Raw genomic sequence first — 17,822 nt, forward strand, 5'->3', positions numbered from 1 at the left:
TTTGATAATATGTCGAAAATAAAGACACATGAGATGCTCATCCCCTCTTCAATGATGGATGGATGGCAACGCATTGTGAATTTACTCGCTGAAATTTTAAACGTCCCGAGCGCATTGATCATGCGTGCTAGCCAGCAAAAACTCGAAATATTCTGTAAAAATACCAACGTCGACAACCCCTATCAAACCGGACATAAAGAACCCTTAGGACAAGGTCTGTACTGTGAAACTGTGATGCAAACACAGCAGGAACTATTGGTCCCGAATGCTTTAGCCGATAAAAAATGGATGCATAATCCAGATGTACCACTGGGCATGATTGCCTATTGTGGCATCCCATTAAAGTGGCCGAATGGTGATATGTTTGGCACCATTTGCGTACTCGATAGCAAGGAGAACCATTTTGGCCCCACCTATCGGCAGTTACTGGAGAGTTTTCGCGATACCATTGAATCCCAGCTCACCACCTTATACCAACAAGTAAGACTTCAGCAGCTCAATGATGAGCTTCAGCTTCGCGTCGATAACCGAACACAAGATCTTGCTGATCTCAACTACTCGCTCACGCAAGAGATCGATAAACGCCGCGCCGCAGAACAACAGATTCAATATCAAAAGTGGCATGACGTCAGCACAGGTTTTTTAAATCGCAACGCACTTGAATTGGAACTCAAAAATAGCCTTTTACAAGCAACAAAACAGCACACCGAAGTTGCCGCCATTCATATTGGTTTCACTAATGCTCGTCATATTCAATCTCACTTTGGCTACCGAGCATGGGATCAAGTCATCGCTCGATATCGTGAGCGACTAGGCCGCTGCGATAAAATTGAAATATTGACCGCTCGACCCACGTCGACAGATTTAGTCTTGATCGTCAAAACAAAACTATTAGCGCGTCACTTGGAAAAGTTGTGCCATAAATTGGTCGAAATCGGTCATTCTGAATTTAAGCTCGATGACCATAATGTTCATCTTCATTCCTATATTGGTATTGCAACGAGTTTAGACACTGACAATGCTATAGAACTGCTCAAACAAGCTTCTGCTGCCATGGTCTCTTGCAAAGATTCCGGTCATAAGTTTTGCTATCACTCGCAAGTGTTCAGTGACTCACTCCGGCAAATCAACCAATTAGAAAGCTACTTATTACGAGCAGTGCGCAACGATGAGCTCATGCTCTATTTTCAACCTAAGGTCTCTCCAACCACTCATCGCTGGACGGGGGCAGAAGCGCTACTACGTTGGCGGCATCCCGTATTGGGCGATATATCCAATGAAACCTTAATTCACATGGCCGAACAAAATGGACTGATTTTTGAAGTGGGTAACTTTGTCCTGCGATCGGCCATCGAAAAAACGAGCCAATGGGCAAAACAGGTCGATAATTTCAAAATGGCTATTAACGTTTCAGCCGTCCAATTGAAGAATGCCCAATTCGCAGACCAAGTTCGTGAGCTACTGAACACCTACCAACTTCCAGCTCGATACTTAGAGTTGGAAGTAACAGAAAGCTGTTTGATTGCGGATGAAGTGGTGGCTCGCAACACACTGCGAATTCTACACCAACTAGGCGTGACGTTGTCACTTGATGATTTCGGCACGGGCTACGCCTCTTTCAGCTATTTGAAAAAATTTCCCTTCGATTGCATAAAAATAGATAAAAGCTTTGTACATCAATTGGATCAAAGTGAGGAAGATAAAGAAATTGTTCGCTCAATCATTCACGTTGCCAAAAAATTAAAGCTGAAAGTGATCCTCGAAGGGATTGAAAATCAAAGCCAAGAAGACTTTATCATCAGTGAAGGGTGTGAGTTTGGCCAAGGCTATTTCTATGGTAAACCAATGCCTTGTGACGAGTTTGAGGCTGGGCTACTGAACCAAAATTATGCACACCCTGTCGAGACAAAGGTTTTGTAGGATAAAGGAATCCCTTATCATGTCTTTACTCTCAGTGTGGCGGTTCCTATAATCGCCGCCTTTCCTTTCCAAACGAGCGATATCGAGATGGATTTATTAACATCAATTCTCAAAAAGCTAGAAAAACAGAACTACCGCGCCTATCAGCAGATCAAAGGTCAATACGAATTTGGTGATTTCACCTTGCATATCGATCATATCCAAGCGGACCCTTACGCTTCTGCATCTCGCTTTCGCGCTACTCGAGCATGGTCTCTGACCGGTCTGGAATGGTTAAAAGAGAAATCACCGGCTTATCAAATGGCTGCAAGAGATTTTATCGCTCGTAGTTTTGCGGAGTTTGCTAAGCAAGAGAACCATATTGCCATCGCATTGACGGGCCAAACGGTGCTTGATAGTACAGCTGTTCTCTTTACGGAGCATGGTATTGAGCTTCGTTTTCGCATCAATTTACCCGCTGAAGGTCGTGACATTCTGGCCAAGAAAGCGCTCAACATCATCACCTTCTACCTGCCAAAATTCATTCGCAGGGCCACCATTGAACGTGAACTGGATAAAGATGCCCTACTTGAGCATTGCGCTGTGATCGAAGATCAAGAAGCAATGCGTGCACAACTGGCACAGCACAATCTGGTTGCTTTTGTGGCCAATGGCAGCGTATTACCTCGCTTAGCAGGTAACTGTGATCTGCCGATGAAAGACGCCGTTACTTTCCAAGCCCCCACATCGTTAGAAGTTGAGCTTGAGACACCAAACCAAGGAAAAATTAAAGGACTCGGCATCCCCAAAGGTATAACCCTTATCGTCGGCGGTGGTTTTCACGGTAAATCGACTTTGTTAACGGCGATTGAGCGTTCAATTTACAACCATATTCCCGGCGATGGCCGTGAGCGAATTGTTACGGATCATCAAGCCATGAAAATTCGCGCTGAAGATGGCCGTTGCGTACATAATTTAAATTTGTCCAACTACATCAATCACCTACCTATGGGTAAAGAAACCTCCGATTTCAGCACTCAAGATGCGTCTGGTTCAACATCGCAAGCTGCGTGGTTACAAGAATCCATTGAATCTGGCGCTAGTACATTACTAATTGATGAAGATACTTCCGCCACCAACTTCATGATCCGTGATGAGCGTATGCAAGCGCTGGTTAGTAAAGGTGATGAGCCCATTACACCATTGGTTGATCGTATCGGGCAACTTCGCGATGATTTGGATATCTCAACACTGATTGTTATGGGGGGATCCGGTGATTACTTAGATGTCGCCGATACTGTCATCCAGATGCATGACTACCACGCCGTTGATGTGACTAACAAAGCTAAAGAAGTCATCAAACAGCATCCAACTGCTCGTCACAACGAGTGTGAAACGCCACTGGCTATTTTCCCAGAACGCGCGGTGAATCGCACTGCGCTGCAAAAATTACTGGTTGATGGTAAATTCCGAGTCTCTGCCAAAGGCGTTGATTCGCTTCGCTTTGGCAAAGAATTTACCGATTTAAATGCGTTAGAACAATTGGAGTCACCTTCTGAAGTCAATGCGATTGGCTGGACTTGGTTCCAGTTTGCGCAGACACCGGGGTGGTCAGCGCAACCAAGCAAAGAGATGATGGCTTTATTAGCAGGAACATGGCACCAAAATATGCCAAACCACGGTGATTTGGCGAAACCACGCGTCATCGATGTGATGGCGGCGTTGAACCGTATGCGCAAGTCGCAATTTAAAAACCACCAGTAAAGATTAACTCCCCTACAACAAAAGCAAAAAGAAGCGAGAGATCGCTTCTTTTTTACTTCAATACCTTATTGCTTCAGTACATTACAGGTAGTTAGCTTAGGTATGCCTTACAGTGCCAGTTGACCTTATTCGACAAATATCTTGTCTAGAGTTTAAGGTTTGGGCTTTAACTATTTTGCCGCAAAATATTCCATGCTTCACACAACACTCGAAACGTTTCAGCATTGCCATTGTCTCTATCTGGATGCCACTTTAGTGCCAACTTGCGCCATGTTTTTCGGATTTCAATTTGCGTCGCTTCCACTGGTAATTTAAACAGCCTCAATGCTTGAAGACGATTCATATTAAGGTTACTCGTTCCACCCATTGCTTTACGGTAACGAGTCCAAAATTCGTTCAACAAGCGGCGCACTTCTCCTTCATCAGCCTCATAATTTTTCCACTGAGTGTAATAATCACGCAATGGATCATCTGGGTCGATCTCGCAACTAACGGCACGATGCGCAGGCATTAGTACAATGTCCATTGCTGATACTTGTAACCACTTTTCAGGGTAAAGCGTCTCTTGAAGCTGATAGAGCGCGTTCATGATCAAAAAATTACGCTTAAAGAGGTCTTTTTCAGGTGCGCTATCAAGTACAGGCATGAATCCCTGTTCACTTAAATGTGCCGCTAACGTATGGACTTTCCAACCGGAAGGCTGTTTACGCAACACCTCCAACATTGGCCAAAGCAGCGGATTTTCCATGTAAGATTGAAACTGAGCGGTAAGTTCTAAACTTTCAGACATACTTTCGGGCCTACTTTGGGACATAGTCTCGACGTTCACATTAAGGTTCTCTCTTCATTCAAATCCAATATCGCTTTTTTGTCGAGTTTCTTACCGCATATTATCTTGGCTTTTTGAACTAGAGTCCGTTTATCACACGCACTATCTATCAATACATAAAAAGAGAAAGATCGAGTTGTTGCATGATCTTCTCCACCTTGCTGATCTCTTTGCCAAGACAATGCGAAAATCAATCACAAAACGAAGGTAGATACGCACATCTCAAACACAAATTTCTACGTCTATAAGATACAGAATTCAACAAAATTGAACATCGTGCAAAATAGTGGCACTATCCATCGGTATTTTGTGATAGGAAAAAACATGTCTCTCAACTTCTCACGCACGCTTTTATTTTTGACGGCGATCTACGGTGTACTCTTTCTATTTTCAGCGATCGCGCCGGTTTCTCGTGCTGTCTGGTTAGCAGAAATCATCCCAGCGCTAGGGATCTTAGCACTCGTCTATTGGGCTTCAACAAAACTACGCTTTAGCTCAACGGCTTATATTCTGATGTTTGTGTGGCTTAGTTTGCACACCATTGGGGCTAAATATACATTTGCAGATGTTCCGTTTGCTTGGTTCAACGAACTGATCGGATCATCTCGTAATAATTTTGATCGCGTCGCTCATTTCTCAATTGGCTTTTATGCCTACCCTATCGCTGAATATTTAATTAGAAAGCAGCTCTGTAAACCGCTAATTGCCTCATTGTTCGGGCTTTTCTCTATCATGAGTATCGCAGCAGGTTACGAAATTATTGAATGGTGTTATGCCTCAATCGCGGGTGGTGATGAGGGAATCGCTTTTCTGGGTTCACAAGGCGACATTTGGGACGCACAAAAAGACATGTTATGCGATACCCTTGGGGCAATGACGGCACTTTGCCTATTATGGTTTAGGCCAAAATCAAACATTCCTTACAGTGAAGTATGAAATGCCTCTAATTTTTGGAACTAAGGTAAATATTACCGAGAGCAAGTTTTGATTAGTGTTTATTCTGTGAGTACGGAGAACATGACTCTCCCTTTTTGCTGCTGAGAATTGATTATGAAAAATATAAATAAAACACTTGAAAAAATAGACTGCTGTCCACTTTGTCAACATGACGAATACTTTATTTCCACAAACAATGAAAAGTTTATCTGCGCACAATGTGGTTTTAAAACCGACCACTTACAAAGCGTCCAGCAAATGATTGGTGTACACACAGCGCTAATCAGTCATAAACACATTCATTGCTTGTCCAACAATGTGCATTGAGCCATGGTTTAAGCTCGAGTAATGTGTCGATAACAACGACATTAGGCGCTTGAGAAAAACCCTGTGGGTTAAGAGGTGCTAGCTGAACGGTTGGTACCTCTGCATTGATACCCGCTTCAACCCCTTTTGCTGAATCATCCACATAAATACATTCTTGCAAAAGAAATCCCATATTCATCGCACAATAACGAATCAAATCAGGTTCAGGCTTCCAGCTATTCGCATCAAAGGCTGAAAAAATGCGTCCTTCAAACAAAGGGAGCAAACCGCTCCGTTGTAAAATTGATGATATTTTTTCTTTAGGTGCATTAGAGGTAACACAGTATTCAATACCCTGCTGGCGTAAATACTCAAGTAGTTCTATCGCACCATCCATGGGTGAAAGATATTGCTCGAAGAGCTCATTAACTTTATCCCGATAAAGGTTCTCTAAAAGATCAAGATCGGCGTTAATGTTCGTATGTTCAAGTGCCTGAAACAGTATGTCCGCAATCTTCCCACCTTCAAAATGGTTACTCACTTGTGCAAAAGTAAGGTGGGCTCCTAGTTGGTTCAATACATTGACTAGCGCTTCGCAGCACAAACGCTCACTATCAACTAAAGTACCTTCACAGTCGAAAATAATACATTTTATTTTTTTCTCAGTCATAAACACTTCCTTCATCCAATGCTTAATTTTAACCGCTGGGTGAATGTATAAAATGATTGAGTTAACAGAATGAAACGAAGATAAGAGTTGATATGCATAACTTATAGCCACATCACTCTTTGATACTCAATGGGGCGTATTTAGCCGGCTCTGTAGTAGCTTGTCGTATCGGGATACAAATTACGGATTTGGATAAAATCATCCAAATGATTAAGCAATAAATTGGCTAAAGTAGGGTCAAACTGAAAACCGCATTCACGTTCAAATAAACTTACTACATTCTCAAGCGGCCACGCTTCTTTATAACAACGTTCACTTAGCAAAGCATCAAACACATCCACTATCGCAGTAATGCGAGCAAATATATGAATGTCTGTGCCTTTTTTCTGATTAGGATAACCTTTACCATCCCAACGCTCATGGTGCTCATGCGCGACAATCGCAGCTAATTTAGTTATATCACCTTCGCTTGTATTGAGGATGTTATAACCAGCGGTAGTGTGAGTCTGCATGATTTCCCACTCATCTGGTGTTAATTTTCCAGGCTTATCCAAAATCGACTCTGGAATCGCAATTTTTCCCACATCATGCATTGGGCTGATGATCTCGATCATTTCTACCTCGCGCTGCGTTAACCCGCACAAACGAGCCAGCAGCGCAGAGAGCCTTGTTACCCGCTTAACATGATTACCGGTTTCACCAGAGCGCGTTTCTATTGCTTCTCCGAGTAAATGAATCATTTCCCGCTGTACGGCTAATGTACGCTCTTGCAATACCACTATTTTACGGTTTTTGACGCCAAGCTCTCTTTTTTGTCTGAGGGTCACCCCTTGCATAACAATCACAACCAGCAAACAGAGAATAATAAAGCTAGCCGCGAGTAACACTTTCCAATGCTGTTCAAAATAAGAGAGAGGACGATTAAGAACCAACACATCCTGTGGCAAGGCTTTCATGTCAATCTGATGTCGCTGCATGGCTTGGTAATCAAAAACCGCTCTTGCACTACTGATTTGCATGTCAACTGCGGAGGCTAAATCTAGTGAGACAAATTGGTTTAACGCCATCAAGATATCATTTCCCAGTTGCTCAGAACGGTTAACATACCCTCCAACAATACCATCACGAATATAAAACTCCCACAGTACAAAAATGGGGGCAGCGCTAGCTTGTGCTAGGCGGTAGGAAATCTCTTGATAAGTATGGTAAACACCTTGATTTATCTCTGTATTAAAGTGCGATAGCAGTACCGCATCATCAGGGGAAATCTGGAATAGAACCTTTTCTGCTTCAGCCAAAGTGATGGAGTTAATATCGATAAACTCGATACCTTTTAAAAGATCCGTAGCCAGCACTTCATCGACTTTTTTTCGGATCAATTGCGAAGTATGACTTTGATCTGATAAATAATAGATTTTCTTGAGTTTTGGCCGTAATGATTTGATTAAATGGAAGTTTTCTATGATAGCTTCAGATTCATAAATAATTTTATTGTACTTAGTCATGTCATCGAGTGTGGCACTTTTGTCGTTGATGCCAACCGCAACCATAGGCGTATCTGGTTTAAATAGGCTTGAGAGCCCTTTAGTGAACTTTAACGCATTGTCATCGGTAATAATAACCGCATCGAATGGATAATGACGGTATTTAACGTGGAGGTATTTTTGGGCTTCATCAAGATACTCTTGGCTATAAATTCTTTTTGTATCAAGGTATTCAATGGAGAGCTTAATCGGTGTTTTGCTGCTCTTAACTACAGCATCAATGCCCTTTTGAAATTCATATGTCCATTGATAAGATGATTCGTATGAATGCAGCACAAGAATATTTTTAGGCTCCCAGCGAGTTGACTTAGCAGGAAACGACAAAAACAGCGCATAACAGACCATAGCAGTCCAACTAAGCCAATATGTTATTTGCTGTTTATTCATACATAGCTCTCCGTGCAGGCTAAAATTAATACCAAACCAGGCGCTATAGTACCAATTTCATCAGGACAAGCTACTGTTCTATAAAAACATTACCATTGCACTCATGATTAGCACGCCATTTTGCGAGCAACAACCGCGTGAATACATCTTCACCTCCAAATGCATTTTTATCCAGAGTCACGATGTCGGAGATGAGTATCTCATGTGAAGTGGAGGTGACGATACCAGCAGCCACAGGCTCCCCATTTTGAAAACCTAAGTAAAGCTCGCAAGGTGCTGAATAAATGATTTGGGTAAAGAATTCGATAACTTTTGATTGATCGTTTTTATCGCTCCATAAGCTTGCTTGCAACAGAGCAAACCATATTGTCATCCGATGAAAATCAACCAAATAAACCTCTTCAAGCAACGATAGGTTAGGCTCCTCAGTGAGCTCAATAAAAGGGCGAGAACTGCGTTGAACAACCGCTTTTTGGTAGAGATCTCGACCTTGTAAGCTCTCTTCTGTTGGAAATTCGACATTCACTTGGTCAAATAGCCATTGGTTTTTAATGGCGGCAACGTCAGGTTGGTTAATCATTGTTATTTACTTCTTCTTCTAATTGTTGCAAGCAGGATACTGACCAGATCGATATGCGACAAGCCATTACTCACATTATCCTCATCTAAACTGCAGATATGCTGGCCAAAACATCAACATAACAGCCTATATCATTCTCCTTTGATGCTGCTATCATGTGCAGAAAGATGGATAAATGGATTATAGACATGAACAAGAAACTCATCACCACCGCATTCATACTTAGCTTTGGTTTAGTTGGCTGCGATAGCAATGAAGTTGGCGATGTATCGCTCGGATTTTTCACGCTTAAAGACGTAAAAATCGAAAATCTAAGTGATGATATTGTGACTGGTGTTACGTGCCATATTGCTTCAATTGAGGCTAATTTGAGTCTTTCTGATCCAAGTGATAGCTCAATCTCGTGTCGTCAGACTGGTGACATTACCCCAGAGATGATTGCAAAAATTGATAAGAGCAAATCAGGCGAAATCGTGTTTAAGAAGTCAAAAAGCATTTTCTTCAAGTCAATGAAAGTCAGACGTATCTACGATGCAGAAAATCAAACCCTGATCTACTTGTCTTATACTACCAAAGAAACAGATGGTAGCTTCAAGCACAGCCTATCGACCGTACCGCTTTGGGGGACTAAGGCTTATAGTACGGACATAACGCTCACTAAATAGCCGCTAACGCCTCGGCTATCTGGATTTGGCTCACTTTTTTATGTAATAAAAATGAAAGTAACCTTTCATATCCGTGATATGATGCGGGAAATTTTCAATTCTCATTTTTCAACATGAAGTTTCCTGGACAGCGTAAATCTAAGCACTATTTTCCGACTCATGCTCGTGACCCTCTCGTCAATCAAATTCAACAAACGGCTATGCTCCACCGCCCAACAGTGGTCGGTGTTGGGCAAACCATTGTTGATATTGAAGCTCGTGTAGACAATGAGTTCTTAGAGAAACATCAATTGAGTAAAGGTCACTCACTGGTGCTCGAAGAGAGCAAAGCCGATGCGCTCTATGAAGAGCTAGTCGAACGAGGTTTAATTACTCACCAATACCCGGGAGATACGATTGGCAACACACTGCACAACTACTCTGTGTTGGCCGATAGCAAATCCGTTTTGCTCGGCGTGATGTCCAAAAATATTGAAGTCGGCTCATACAGCTATCGTTATTTGTGCAGGACTTCATCACGCATGAATTTAAACCACCTACAAACCGTAGATGGACCAATCGGGCGCTGCTACACCTTAATCTCCGACGATGGTGAACGCACTTTTGCGATAAATGAAGGGCATATGAATAAACTTCGCCCTGATAGTATTCCTGAAGAAGTTTTTGAAAAAGCGTCTGCTTTGGTAGTCTCTTCTTACTTAATGCGTGGTAAACCCGAAGATCCGATGCCACTGGCTGTCAAACGCGCGATTGAGATCGCTAAATCCAAGCACATTCCAGTGGTGTTAACCCTAGGCACTAAGTATGTAATTGAAGGTAATACGAAGTGGTGGCAAGACTACATCAAAGAAAACATTACAGTCGTCGCCATGAATGAAGAAGAAGGTGAAGCGTTAACTGGTGAGAAAGATCCACTGCTTGCGGCTAACAAAGCACTCGAATGGGTAGATTTAATCCTCTGCACCGCGGGGCCCGTGGGTCTTTATATGGCTAGCTACACTGATGAAAGTGCAAAGCGCGAAACTGAACTACCTCTCCTACCGGGTAATATTGCTGAATTTAACAAGTACGAATTTAGCCGTGCGATGCGAAAACAAGACTGCCTCAACCCAATAAAAGTGTATTCACACATTGGCCCTTACTTGGGTGGCCCATTGGAAATCAAAAACACTAACGGAGCGGGAGACGGAGCGCTATCGGCTTTATTGCACGATATGGCCGCGAATAGTTATCATCAACGTAATGTTCCAAACTCTGCCAAACATGATGTGCCGTATCTCACTTACTCTTCGTTATCTCAGATCTGCAAATATGCAAACCGTGTCAGCTACGAAGTGCTCACACAGCACTCTCCTCGTTTATCGCGAGCATTACCAGAACGTGAAGATAGCCTAGAAGAAGCGTATTGGGATCGTTAAATCGTATGACTTCTACATGAATAAAAGCGACAATTTGTCGCTTTTATTCTTTCCACAACGAATAAACCGCACGATGCGATCCTACGTTATTTAAGTCTCACCATTTCGTTTCAGAAATAACAACTTCCGTGAAATAAACTGATAACTTGTGCCTAATTGATGAATCAATAGTTTTATAATTGAGACATCTTAGTACAAGCGTTATAGTACTCTTTAAAGATGAGTCATAAAGGTTTTGGATCAAGACTCACAATTATCATCCATTGCTGCTTTCGCTTGAATTAGGATTAACATGACAATGTCATTTCCGCAGGAAGAGTATTCAATTTCAGACCTAGACAGTGCCGTTGCAAAGCAGCGTCTGGTTCATATTCTCGATTTTTTTAGTCAAGGTCTGTTTTATATGAGCAGCGATGGAAACATGGTGCTCTATAATCCAACATTTTATGTACAATTTGGTGTAAACAGCGAAACTATTTCCTATGCTGATTGGCTGAGTTTGGTTCATCCTATGGATCGTGCACTGCTCAATAGCCGCGTCGACGAGCATATCAGCACCACTGAATCAAGGGAAACGATTCAATACCGAGTCAAAAAAGCAAATGGTCAATATATCTGGTTAGAGGGGAATGCGGTCACAAAAAGTGTGAACGGTGAACATTTTATGGTGGGTAGCCATAAAGATATCTCCGATCAAAAATTGATGGAAGATTACATTCATCAAGCTGCATTTTTTGACAGTTCATCAGGCCTCTATAATCGAAGTAAATTACTGCTCGATATTGATGAGAAAGCACTCAAAATTGGAGAGCCTTATTCACTTATCTACATCCAACTTGAAGATATTAAGTCTTATCTCAATCAATACGGCTCAGATATTGTTAAAGATTTACTGAATCACGTCGTCAGTGCACTGCGTGAACTGCCCGATGAATTTGCTGATTTTTACCGTATTCGCTCTGACGATTTTGCCATATTACTTAGAGGAGAACGCTCATACGATGAGCTCAAGCATATCTGCTCTCAAATAATGAAGCACTATTCGAAATCAGCCACGGAGCATGGGCACCTCTATGGTAATGATATTAGCATTGGTGTCTATCCTGAGATAAACCGTGCTATATCTGCCGATGAGTTGTTAAATATTGCATCACGAACTTGCCAATTTGCTAGTGCCAAAAATCATTCTCGTATCGAAATTTACAGTGGCCGAATTCAAAAAAACGTTGATCGTTATTTCTTCATCGAAAGAGGCTTAAAGGAAGCATTAGATCAACGTTCATTGTCCGTGAAATTCCAACCCATTATTCATGCACAATCAGGGCAGGTATCCAGCTTTGAAGCCTTAGTCCGCTGGCGCTCAAAAGAGTTTGGTGAGATTTTCCCGGACGAATTTATTCCCGTTGCAGAAAAAAAGGGGCTGATTGTTGATTTAGGCTATTTTGTCTTCAAAAAAGCCTGTGAGTTTATTGGCCGTTACAATAAACAAAATGGGGTTAATATTCGGGTTAATATTAATGTTTCAGTCCTTCAACTTCTGAAAAGTGACTTCCCACAACAGATACTAACAATGGCTAAGACTTCCGGTGTATTGCCCTCTTCTATTGTGTTAGAACTGACGGAAACTGTCATACTCGATGGCGATAAAAATGCGATTAACCAGCTTCACTCCTTAAATGAAATGGGGTTTCAACTGTCGCTGGATGATTTTGGAGCTGGTTTTAGCTCACTCAATAGCTTCTTTGATTTGCCCCTCAATCAAATTAAAATAGACAAAAGCATTGTATGGAAAACACTGACTAACCCAGCATCAGAACAATATTTAGCCTTTCTCATCCAGTTTTGTCACACCAATGGCGTCGACATTGTTATTGAGGGGGTTGAAAATGGCGACATGTACCAAAAATTTAAAGAGATGGGGGCAACTTATTTACAAGGCTATTGGTTTTCAAAACCACTATCTTTAGCCAGTGCAAGCCGCTATACATTAAATGCTGTTAATGAATAAGCACAAAAAATAGCTTAGCTAAATTAAGCACTTACACCTAAAATTTGAAGAAGCAGAGCGGAAAGGAAATAGTAAACCCTGTGAGCCCGACTGCGACTTCAAATCGTTCAAAGAGCGTTGTTATTCTTTTTCTAGCACTAAGCGAGCATTGTGAGCTTGTATGGGCCGATTGTTATTTCCCATCACACTATGTAGTGCTGCACTTTGTTGCTGTGACAAACTGTTCGGCTGCTTGACCACCAACCATCTCACGCCTTCACTGCAAGGCGGCGTTGTGAGTGATCCATTAAAACGGTAATACTCATCTAGCTTAGGTAACAGTAACTGTACTGCTAACTCTTTTGCTAACGGCACACTAGCCCCAACTTTAGGCAACTCCGCAGTAAGCTGGGCTAATGGTTCGTTCTGTGCGCCCGTTTCAAACATCACCGCCAAAACTGCCAGATTGCCAGCCGCATCAGCATGCACAAAATGCGCTTCTAAAGGATATTGATGTCCTTTAATTAAGTTTTCAGAAGGGGTATGGAAGTGAAATTGTTTGAGTTCAAATTCTGTACCATCCACTACCAGTGTATTTTTCCCTGAAACTGAGGCTTGCAGCGTGTGTCCATTGTTGGTCAATGTACCCACAACGCCTGAATAGTGGATATCTAAAGATTTTAAATCAGCTTCAACGAGGCCATTGATATCAATTGGGCTTTGATTTTTGCCCATTTCACAAATTTTAGAAACATGTCCCCAATGTTCAGGACCACGTTCACCTTCATATCCCCATTCATTTGCTTGCGCCACATAGGTAAAGCAAACGCTAATTGCTAGGGTCAGCAGTTGTTTTTTCATTATCGTTCCTTGAGACAGCTTGTTATCTAAAATGTAACATTCAGGTTAATATCACGCGCACATGGTAATACATTCTTCATACCGCATCCGTGGTGAAAAATAACATTACATTGACGTGACTAGTCATTCATTTCAGTTCGCGCTCACCCTTTCCATGGCTAGCGCCGAACAATGTTTTGGCAAAACTGTTCGATATGTTTTCGGGTGGTATTGGGGTTCATTAAAACCGCTTTTTCTCCCGGAATATGTAAACAATGTCCAGTGTCATCATAATGAGTGCGCGCAATCGAATCGACCCAATTGGTGTTGAGATGCTGGCCTTTATGAGATAAGAACTGATGACGATGGTAGAGCGTATTCTCTACTATCGAATCAACCATAGAACCCTGACGTGCGACGTTCATTTCTTGATCAAACATCGATTCAGCACACGTCACTTTCTGTGGGTCATAGAGACGAAAAGTAACACTTGGCCCTTGGTTTTCTACTGCTGCCACCTTGCAGTGTGGTAGAGCGGCTAATTGGCAGCGTAAATAATTAGCATTTTGCAATGTATGACCAATCACGGTTTGGTAGCCTTCGATACCTAAATGTTGCAGTGCTGAATAGGCAGAAAAAACACCCACGGCACTGCGTGAACATTCAATGGTCGATTGCAAATGGCTCTCTTCTCTTTGAGCATGTTCAAAGTAGGAGTAATAACCGGGATCTGTTTTTAATACCGCGAGATCGTGTTTGTTTTTGAGCATCACCAAGCTGGAAGTATAAGGGACATAACCCCATTTTTGAAAATCGACCGTAAATGAATCCGCTAATTGTAAACTTTTAATCCTCGGCAATAAGGATTCAATACCCGTCAGTGTTGCCCGATTAAGCGATAAAGGGTTGCGTTCAAAATCATACTCTTGAAAAAACAACATACTCCACCCAACAGCAGCATCAACATGAATATGTGGTTTTATCGAAATCGCATATTCTTGGCATCTTCTTTCTCTTATCGCATAAACCTGTTCAATATCATCAGTTGCGAAGGTATCGGTACTGCCAAATGTCAGCATTATGCTAGGAACAGCAATGCCATTTTTAAAACAGAAAATCAATTGTTGGTCTAATTCAGCCAAATCCATTTCATTGTTATCTTTAACTTTGATCCGAATCGCTTTACCTTGAACATCAACCCCCAACAACGACAAATTTGTCATGTTTGAATAGTGACCTGCTTCTGAATTGAATATCCTGTAATCTTCTCCCGCCAAACCATTCAGAGCTGACTTTGGCAACGCTTTTCGAATACCTAATAGATAGCCGTACAAATTACAAAATGTACCTCCTTGTGTGAATACTCCAGTCGCTTGATCACTATCATAACCAGCTAAATGCGCGATCTGCCGCACGACTAATTTTTCCAGTTCAATGGCATCTCCCGCATATTCGCTATAAACCAAGTTAGGGTTGGCAATAGTCGCAAGTAGCGCACCGTGAATAGCCGGATCACAAGGTGTCGAGATCACATTTTCCACTGAGCGAGGGTCATCCCAGTTTTTTGAACGTTTCGCGGCATAAAGCGCTAAGTCGTTAAAAGGGTGAATGGCGTGGCTCGAGTGTCGAGGAATGGTGCTTGAATACCGTAATTGTTGCTGCAATGCAGTATTTACCACGGTTGGCGCATCAATTTTTCGCTCTTCAAGCCAACGGGCGATCTCGTGAATACGATACAAAGGCCAACGATTGGGATCGCGAGCAAAAAAATGCGCTTTCACTGTCTGGAAAATTTGCTCAAACGCAGGGTTCAGTTGGTTGGCGTGCTCATCTAGCCACACGCTATAATACGCTGTTTTCATGATGCTCTCTCCGTGCTTAATCCCAAATAAAACGCCGCGTTAGCGGCGTTTTATTACTTTAACTTAAAGTTGGAGACCAAGCGGTCAAGCTCATGGTTTGAGTAAGAGAGTGACTCCGTAGCACTGACGGTTTGTCTGCCACTCACCACCAATGATTCAACGATGTCTCTTATCGCTAGCATATTGCGACTGAGCTCTTCTGCGACTGTACTTTGCTGTTCGGTCGCAGCAGCAATCTGCGTACTCAAATCATCAATTTCGGAAACGGAAGTACTCATGATGTTTAAACTGCCAGAAACTTCAGACGTTTTATCTGCTGTGGTTTGACATTGGTTTTTAGTTTTGTCCATTGCGGCTACAACGCTATCCGTTCCTTCAAGTAGCTTGGCCAGCATATCTGATATTTCAGTAGTGCTGTTTTGCGTTCTCGCCGCTAAAGCACGAACTTCATCTGCAACCACCGCAAACCCACGGCCTTGCTCACCCGCACGCGCCGCTTCGATCGCTGCATTCAACGCAAGTAAGTTCGTTTGCTCTGAAATAGCGCCAATCACGGTCAATACTTCGCTGATCTTGATCGCATCTTTGTTCATATTGGCAATGCGCTCAGACATCTGTTCAACATCACTCACCAATGAGCTGACCGTTTCAACCGCATTATTCACAATAATAATCGATTGTTTGGCCTCTTGGCTCGCCGAGTCAGTAATGTGATTCGATTGAGTGACGCTCTCTGCCACAGTACGTGCACTTTCACTCATTTCAGTAATAGCCGTCACTACTTGCTCTGTTTCAGATGAGTGCGAAAGCAGCATCCGCTCATTTTCCTTTGCCGTTTGACCTAACTGTTCAATATTAGAGGAGATGTTTTGACTGGCATCAGATATTTGCAACATCATTTTTTGTAGATTTTCTGAGAATAAATTGAAGCCTTGGCTTATCTGCGCTAAATCATCATCACCATTCACCTCCAAGCGGCGTGTCAAATCACCGGAGCCTTTCGAAAGATCAAGCACCGCTTTTTTCAGGCGCAACAAAGGCTTGTAGATATAATTAAGAATGACGAAGATTGCCGCGACGCTGATAATGAGCAAAGTCACTCCAGTGTAAATAGCACTACTTTGCGCTTCATACACATTAGCTAACGCTGTACCTTTGTCGACGAACACCATCATGGTCCAGTACATGTTATCGGTTAGGCTAACGCGCTTGAAATAACCATCAAACTCAATACCTAAATAAGGAAATGACAAATGACCAGCATCTTGCTGGCTAAAAAGTTTCTCCATTTCGAGGAAATTAGGGCTGACTTGCGAGGGCGTTCGTCCAATATCACTAGGATCATCACTAGCAAAAAAGACAGCATGCTTGTCGGTTAGTGTCGCTGCACCGCCGGCAAAGCGCATATTACTGACTTGGACAATAACCTCATCCAGTTGGATATCTCCCAGCAAAACACCAATGAAACGGCTTTGTTGGTAGACAGGCATAACTACACTAATAACCTGTTTACCGGTGATTTTATCTTCATAAATTTCAGTTACCTGAGCAGTTCGAGAGGTTTTTGCTTGCTGATACCAATCCCTACTGGTGAAATTTTGTTGACCTGTAACAACTCCGTTGTCTTTGTCAAACGACATATAGGCACGGCCATCGTCATACGCCATAATGACATTTGAAATTTGCGCACTCTCAGCTAACAATCGAACTAAGTTGACATTCTCTTGATCAGAAAGAGCAGATCGGAAATGTTGTGAACCTTTAACTACGGCTTGATAACGTGTTTTCACCCAAGATTCGAGTTCAGAAACGTGATAGTTGAGCTTGTTTTGAGTTTCTGTGGTTAAAGAGGTAATCATCTTCTCTTTTAACGACAGCATGTTGATGGTGCCCAAAACGATTAAAGAAATCGCAACGAGCAGTGCTACGCTCACATATATTCTGCTTTTAAAACCTAAAGTCATAGATTCACCCTCACCGTATAACAGCTAGAAAGATTAAGGTGAAACTTGATCATATTATTAATATGAATGGTAGACCAATGAGACACCTAGCCAACCTAATAAAATTGGTACACGGCGAACACTTATGCAAGTTATGTCATTAATATTTATTATTGAGTGCGCAAAATGAAT

At 42.3% G+C, this 17,822-nt stretch carries 14 protein-coding genes; 7 read left to right on the plus strand and 7 right to left on the minus strand.

Annotation, left to right across the window (positions count from 1 at the left end; genetic code table 11):
* Window positions 1-9: 9 nt before the first annotated feature.
* Both NB504_RS17965 and NB504_RS17970 read left to right on the plus strand, forming a co-directional pair.
* Entirely contained in the window at window positions 10-1,920 is a 1,911-nt protein-coding gene (locus NB504_RS17965) for an EAL domain-containing protein (RefSeq protein ID WP_258429541.1), read from the plus strand.
* Between the two features lie 87 nt (window positions 1,921-2,007).
* The gene (locus tag NB504_RS17970; protein ID WP_026028209.1) at window positions 2,008-3,663 is read left to right on the plus strand and encodes an ABC-ATPase domain-containing protein; all 1,656 of its coding nucleotides are present in this window, start codon (window positions 2,008-2,010) and stop codon (window positions 3,661-3,663) included.
* Between the two features lie 166 nt (window positions 3,664-3,829).
* Here NB504_RS17970 and NB504_RS17975 read toward each other — a convergent pair whose 3' ends face one another.
* Complete coding sequence (locus NB504_RS17975) at window positions 3,830-4,453, minus strand: DNA-J related domain-containing protein (protein ID WP_170900289.1); 624 nt, start codon at window positions 4,451-4,453, stop codon at window positions 3,830-3,832.
* A 306-nt stretch (window positions 4,454-4,759) separates the two neighbouring features.
* On the opposite strand from NB504_RS17975, the gene NB504_RS17980 reads away from it, so the two are divergent.
* On the plus strand, window positions 4,760-5,428 hold the full coding sequence (locus tag NB504_RS17980; RefSeq protein ID WP_258429542.1) for a DUF2238 domain-containing protein: 669 nt from the start codon (window positions 4,760-4,762) through the stop codon (window positions 5,426-5,428).
* A gap of 114 nt (window positions 5,429-5,542) precedes the next feature.
* Window positions 5,543-5,755, plus strand: a complete 213-nt coding sequence (locus NB504_RS18485) for a transcription initiation factor TFIIIB (RefSeq protein WP_309303457.1) — start codon at window positions 5,543-5,545, stop codon at window positions 5,753-5,755.
* Here NB504_RS18485 and NB504_RS17985 read toward each other — a convergent pair.
* From NB504_RS17985 to NB504_RS17995, 3 genes are all read right to left on the minus strand, one after another.
* Complete coding sequence (locus tag NB504_RS17985) at window positions 5,712-6,404, minus strand: HAD family phosphatase (protein WP_258429543.1); 693 nt, start codon at window positions 6,402-6,404, stop codon at window positions 5,712-5,714. The genes NB504_RS18485 and NB504_RS17985 overlap by 44 nt on opposite strands.
* 140 nt (window positions 6,405-6,544) lie before the next feature.
* Window positions 6,545-8,335 (minus strand): HD domain-containing phosphohydrolase, encoded by a 1,791-nt coding sequence (locus NB504_RS17990; protein ID WP_258429545.1) that lies wholly within the window; start codon window positions 8,333-8,335, stop codon window positions 6,545-6,547.
* A 70-nt stretch (window positions 8,336-8,405) separates the two neighbouring features.
* Complete coding sequence (locus NB504_RS17995) at window positions 8,406-8,915, minus strand: hypothetical protein (protein WP_013867962.1); 510 nt, start codon at window positions 8,913-8,915, stop codon at window positions 8,406-8,408.
* A gap of 188 nt (window positions 8,916-9,103) precedes the next feature.
* On the opposite strand from NB504_RS17995, the gene NB504_RS18000 reads away from it, so the two are divergent.
* From NB504_RS18000 to NB504_RS18010, 3 genes are all read left to right on the plus strand, one after another.
* Complete coding sequence (locus NB504_RS18000; protein ID WP_026028212.1) at window positions 9,104-9,580, plus strand: CreA family protein; 477 nt, start codon at window positions 9,104-9,106, stop codon at window positions 9,578-9,580.
* A gap of 113 nt (window positions 9,581-9,693) precedes the next feature.
* Window positions 9,694-10,998 carry an inosine/guanosine kinase gene (locus NB504_RS18005; RefSeq protein ID WP_258429546.1) on the plus strand — a complete coding sequence of 435 codons (1,305 nt, stop codon included), beginning with the start codon at window positions 9,694-9,696 and terminating at the stop codon, window positions 10,996-10,998.
* Window positions 10,999-11,290: 292 nt separating this feature from the next.
* Window positions 11,291-13,006, plus strand: a complete 1,716-nt coding sequence (locus tag NB504_RS18010) for a bifunctional diguanylate cyclase/phosphodiesterase (RefSeq protein WP_258429547.1) — start codon at window positions 11,291-11,293, stop codon at window positions 13,004-13,006.
* Window positions 13,007-13,126: 120 nt separating this feature from the next.
* On the opposite strand, the gene NB504_RS18015 is transcribed toward NB504_RS18010, so the two are convergent.
* The 3 genes from NB504_RS18015 to NB504_RS18025 form a co-directional block, all read right to left on the minus strand.
* Window positions 13,127-13,846 carry a carbonic anhydrase gene (locus NB504_RS18015; protein WP_258429548.1) on the minus strand — a complete coding sequence of 240 codons (720 nt, stop codon included), beginning with the start codon at window positions 13,844-13,846 and terminating at the stop codon, window positions 13,127-13,129.
* 158 nt (window positions 13,847-14,004) lie between these two features.
* Complete coding sequence (locus tag NB504_RS18020) at window positions 14,005-15,687, minus strand: pyridoxal-dependent decarboxylase (RefSeq protein ID WP_258429549.1); 1,683 nt, start codon at window positions 15,685-15,687, stop codon at window positions 14,005-14,007.
* 53 nt (window positions 15,688-15,740) lie between these two features.
* Window positions 15,741-17,651, minus strand: coding sequence for a methyl-accepting chemotaxis protein (locus NB504_RS18025; RefSeq protein ID WP_258429550.1), 1,911 nt, complete (start codon window positions 17,649-17,651; stop codon window positions 15,741-15,743).
* Between the last annotated feature and the right edge of the window lie 171 nt (window positions 17,652-17,822).

This window comes from Vibrio sp. RM-69-4, assembly GCF_024743775.1.
Lineage (GTDB): Bacteria > Pseudomonadota > Gammaproteobacteria > Enterobacterales > Vibrionaceae > Vibrio > Vibrio anguillarum.

What these genes read in the sequence shown, in the direction of transcription:
- NB504_RS17985 (WP_258429543.1), bottom strand. Translation starts at nt 6,404, where the DNA reads ATGACTGAGAAAAAAATAAAATGTATTATTTTCGACTGTGAAGGTACT.
- NB504_RS17975 (WP_170900289.1), bottom strand. Translation starts at nt 4,453, where the DNA reads ATGTCTGAAAGTTTAGAACTTACCGCTCAGTTTCAATCTTACATGGAA.
- NB504_RS18005 (WP_258429546.1), top strand. Translation starts at nt 9,694, where the DNA reads ATGAAGTTTCCTGGACAGCGTAAATCTAAGCACTATTTTCCGACTCAT.
- NB504_RS17990 (WP_258429545.1), bottom strand. Translation starts at nt 8,335, where the DNA reads ATGAATAAACAGCAAATAACATATTGGCTTAGTTGGACTGCTATGGTC.
- NB504_RS17970 (WP_026028209.1), top strand. Translation starts at nt 2,008, where the DNA reads ATGGATTTATTAACATCAATTCTCAAAAAGCTAGAAAAACAGAACTAC.
- NB504_RS18010 (WP_258429547.1), top strand. Translation starts at nt 11,291, where the DNA reads ATGACAATGTCATTTCCGCAGGAAGAGTATTCAATTTCAGACCTAGAC.
- NB504_RS18025 (WP_258429550.1), bottom strand. Translation starts at nt 17,651, where the DNA reads ATGACTTTAGGTTTTAAAAGCAGAATATATGTGAGCGTAGCACTGCTC.
- NB504_RS18015 (WP_258429548.1), bottom strand. Translation starts at nt 13,846, where the DNA reads ATGAAAAAACAACTGCTGACCCTAGCAATTAGCGTTTGCTTTACCTAT.
- NB504_RS18000 (WP_026028212.1), top strand. Translation starts at nt 9,104, where the DNA reads ATGAACAAGAAACTCATCACCACCGCATTCATACTTAGCTTTGGTTTA.
- NB504_RS17965 (WP_258429541.1), top strand. Translation starts at nt 10, where the DNA reads ATGTCGAAAATAAAGACACATGAGATGCTCATCCCCTCTTCAATGATG.
- NB504_RS18020 (WP_258429549.1), bottom strand. Translation starts at nt 15,687, where the DNA reads ATGAAAACAGCGTATTATAGCGTGTGGCTAGATGAGCACGCCAACCAA.
- NB504_RS17995 (WP_013867962.1), bottom strand. Translation starts at nt 8,915, where the DNA reads ATGATTAACCAACCTGACGTTGCCGCCATTAAAAACCAATGGCTATTT.
- NB504_RS18485 (WP_309303457.1), top strand. Translation starts at nt 5,543, where the DNA reads ATGAAAAATATAAATAAAACACTTGAAAAAATAGACTGCTGTCCACTT.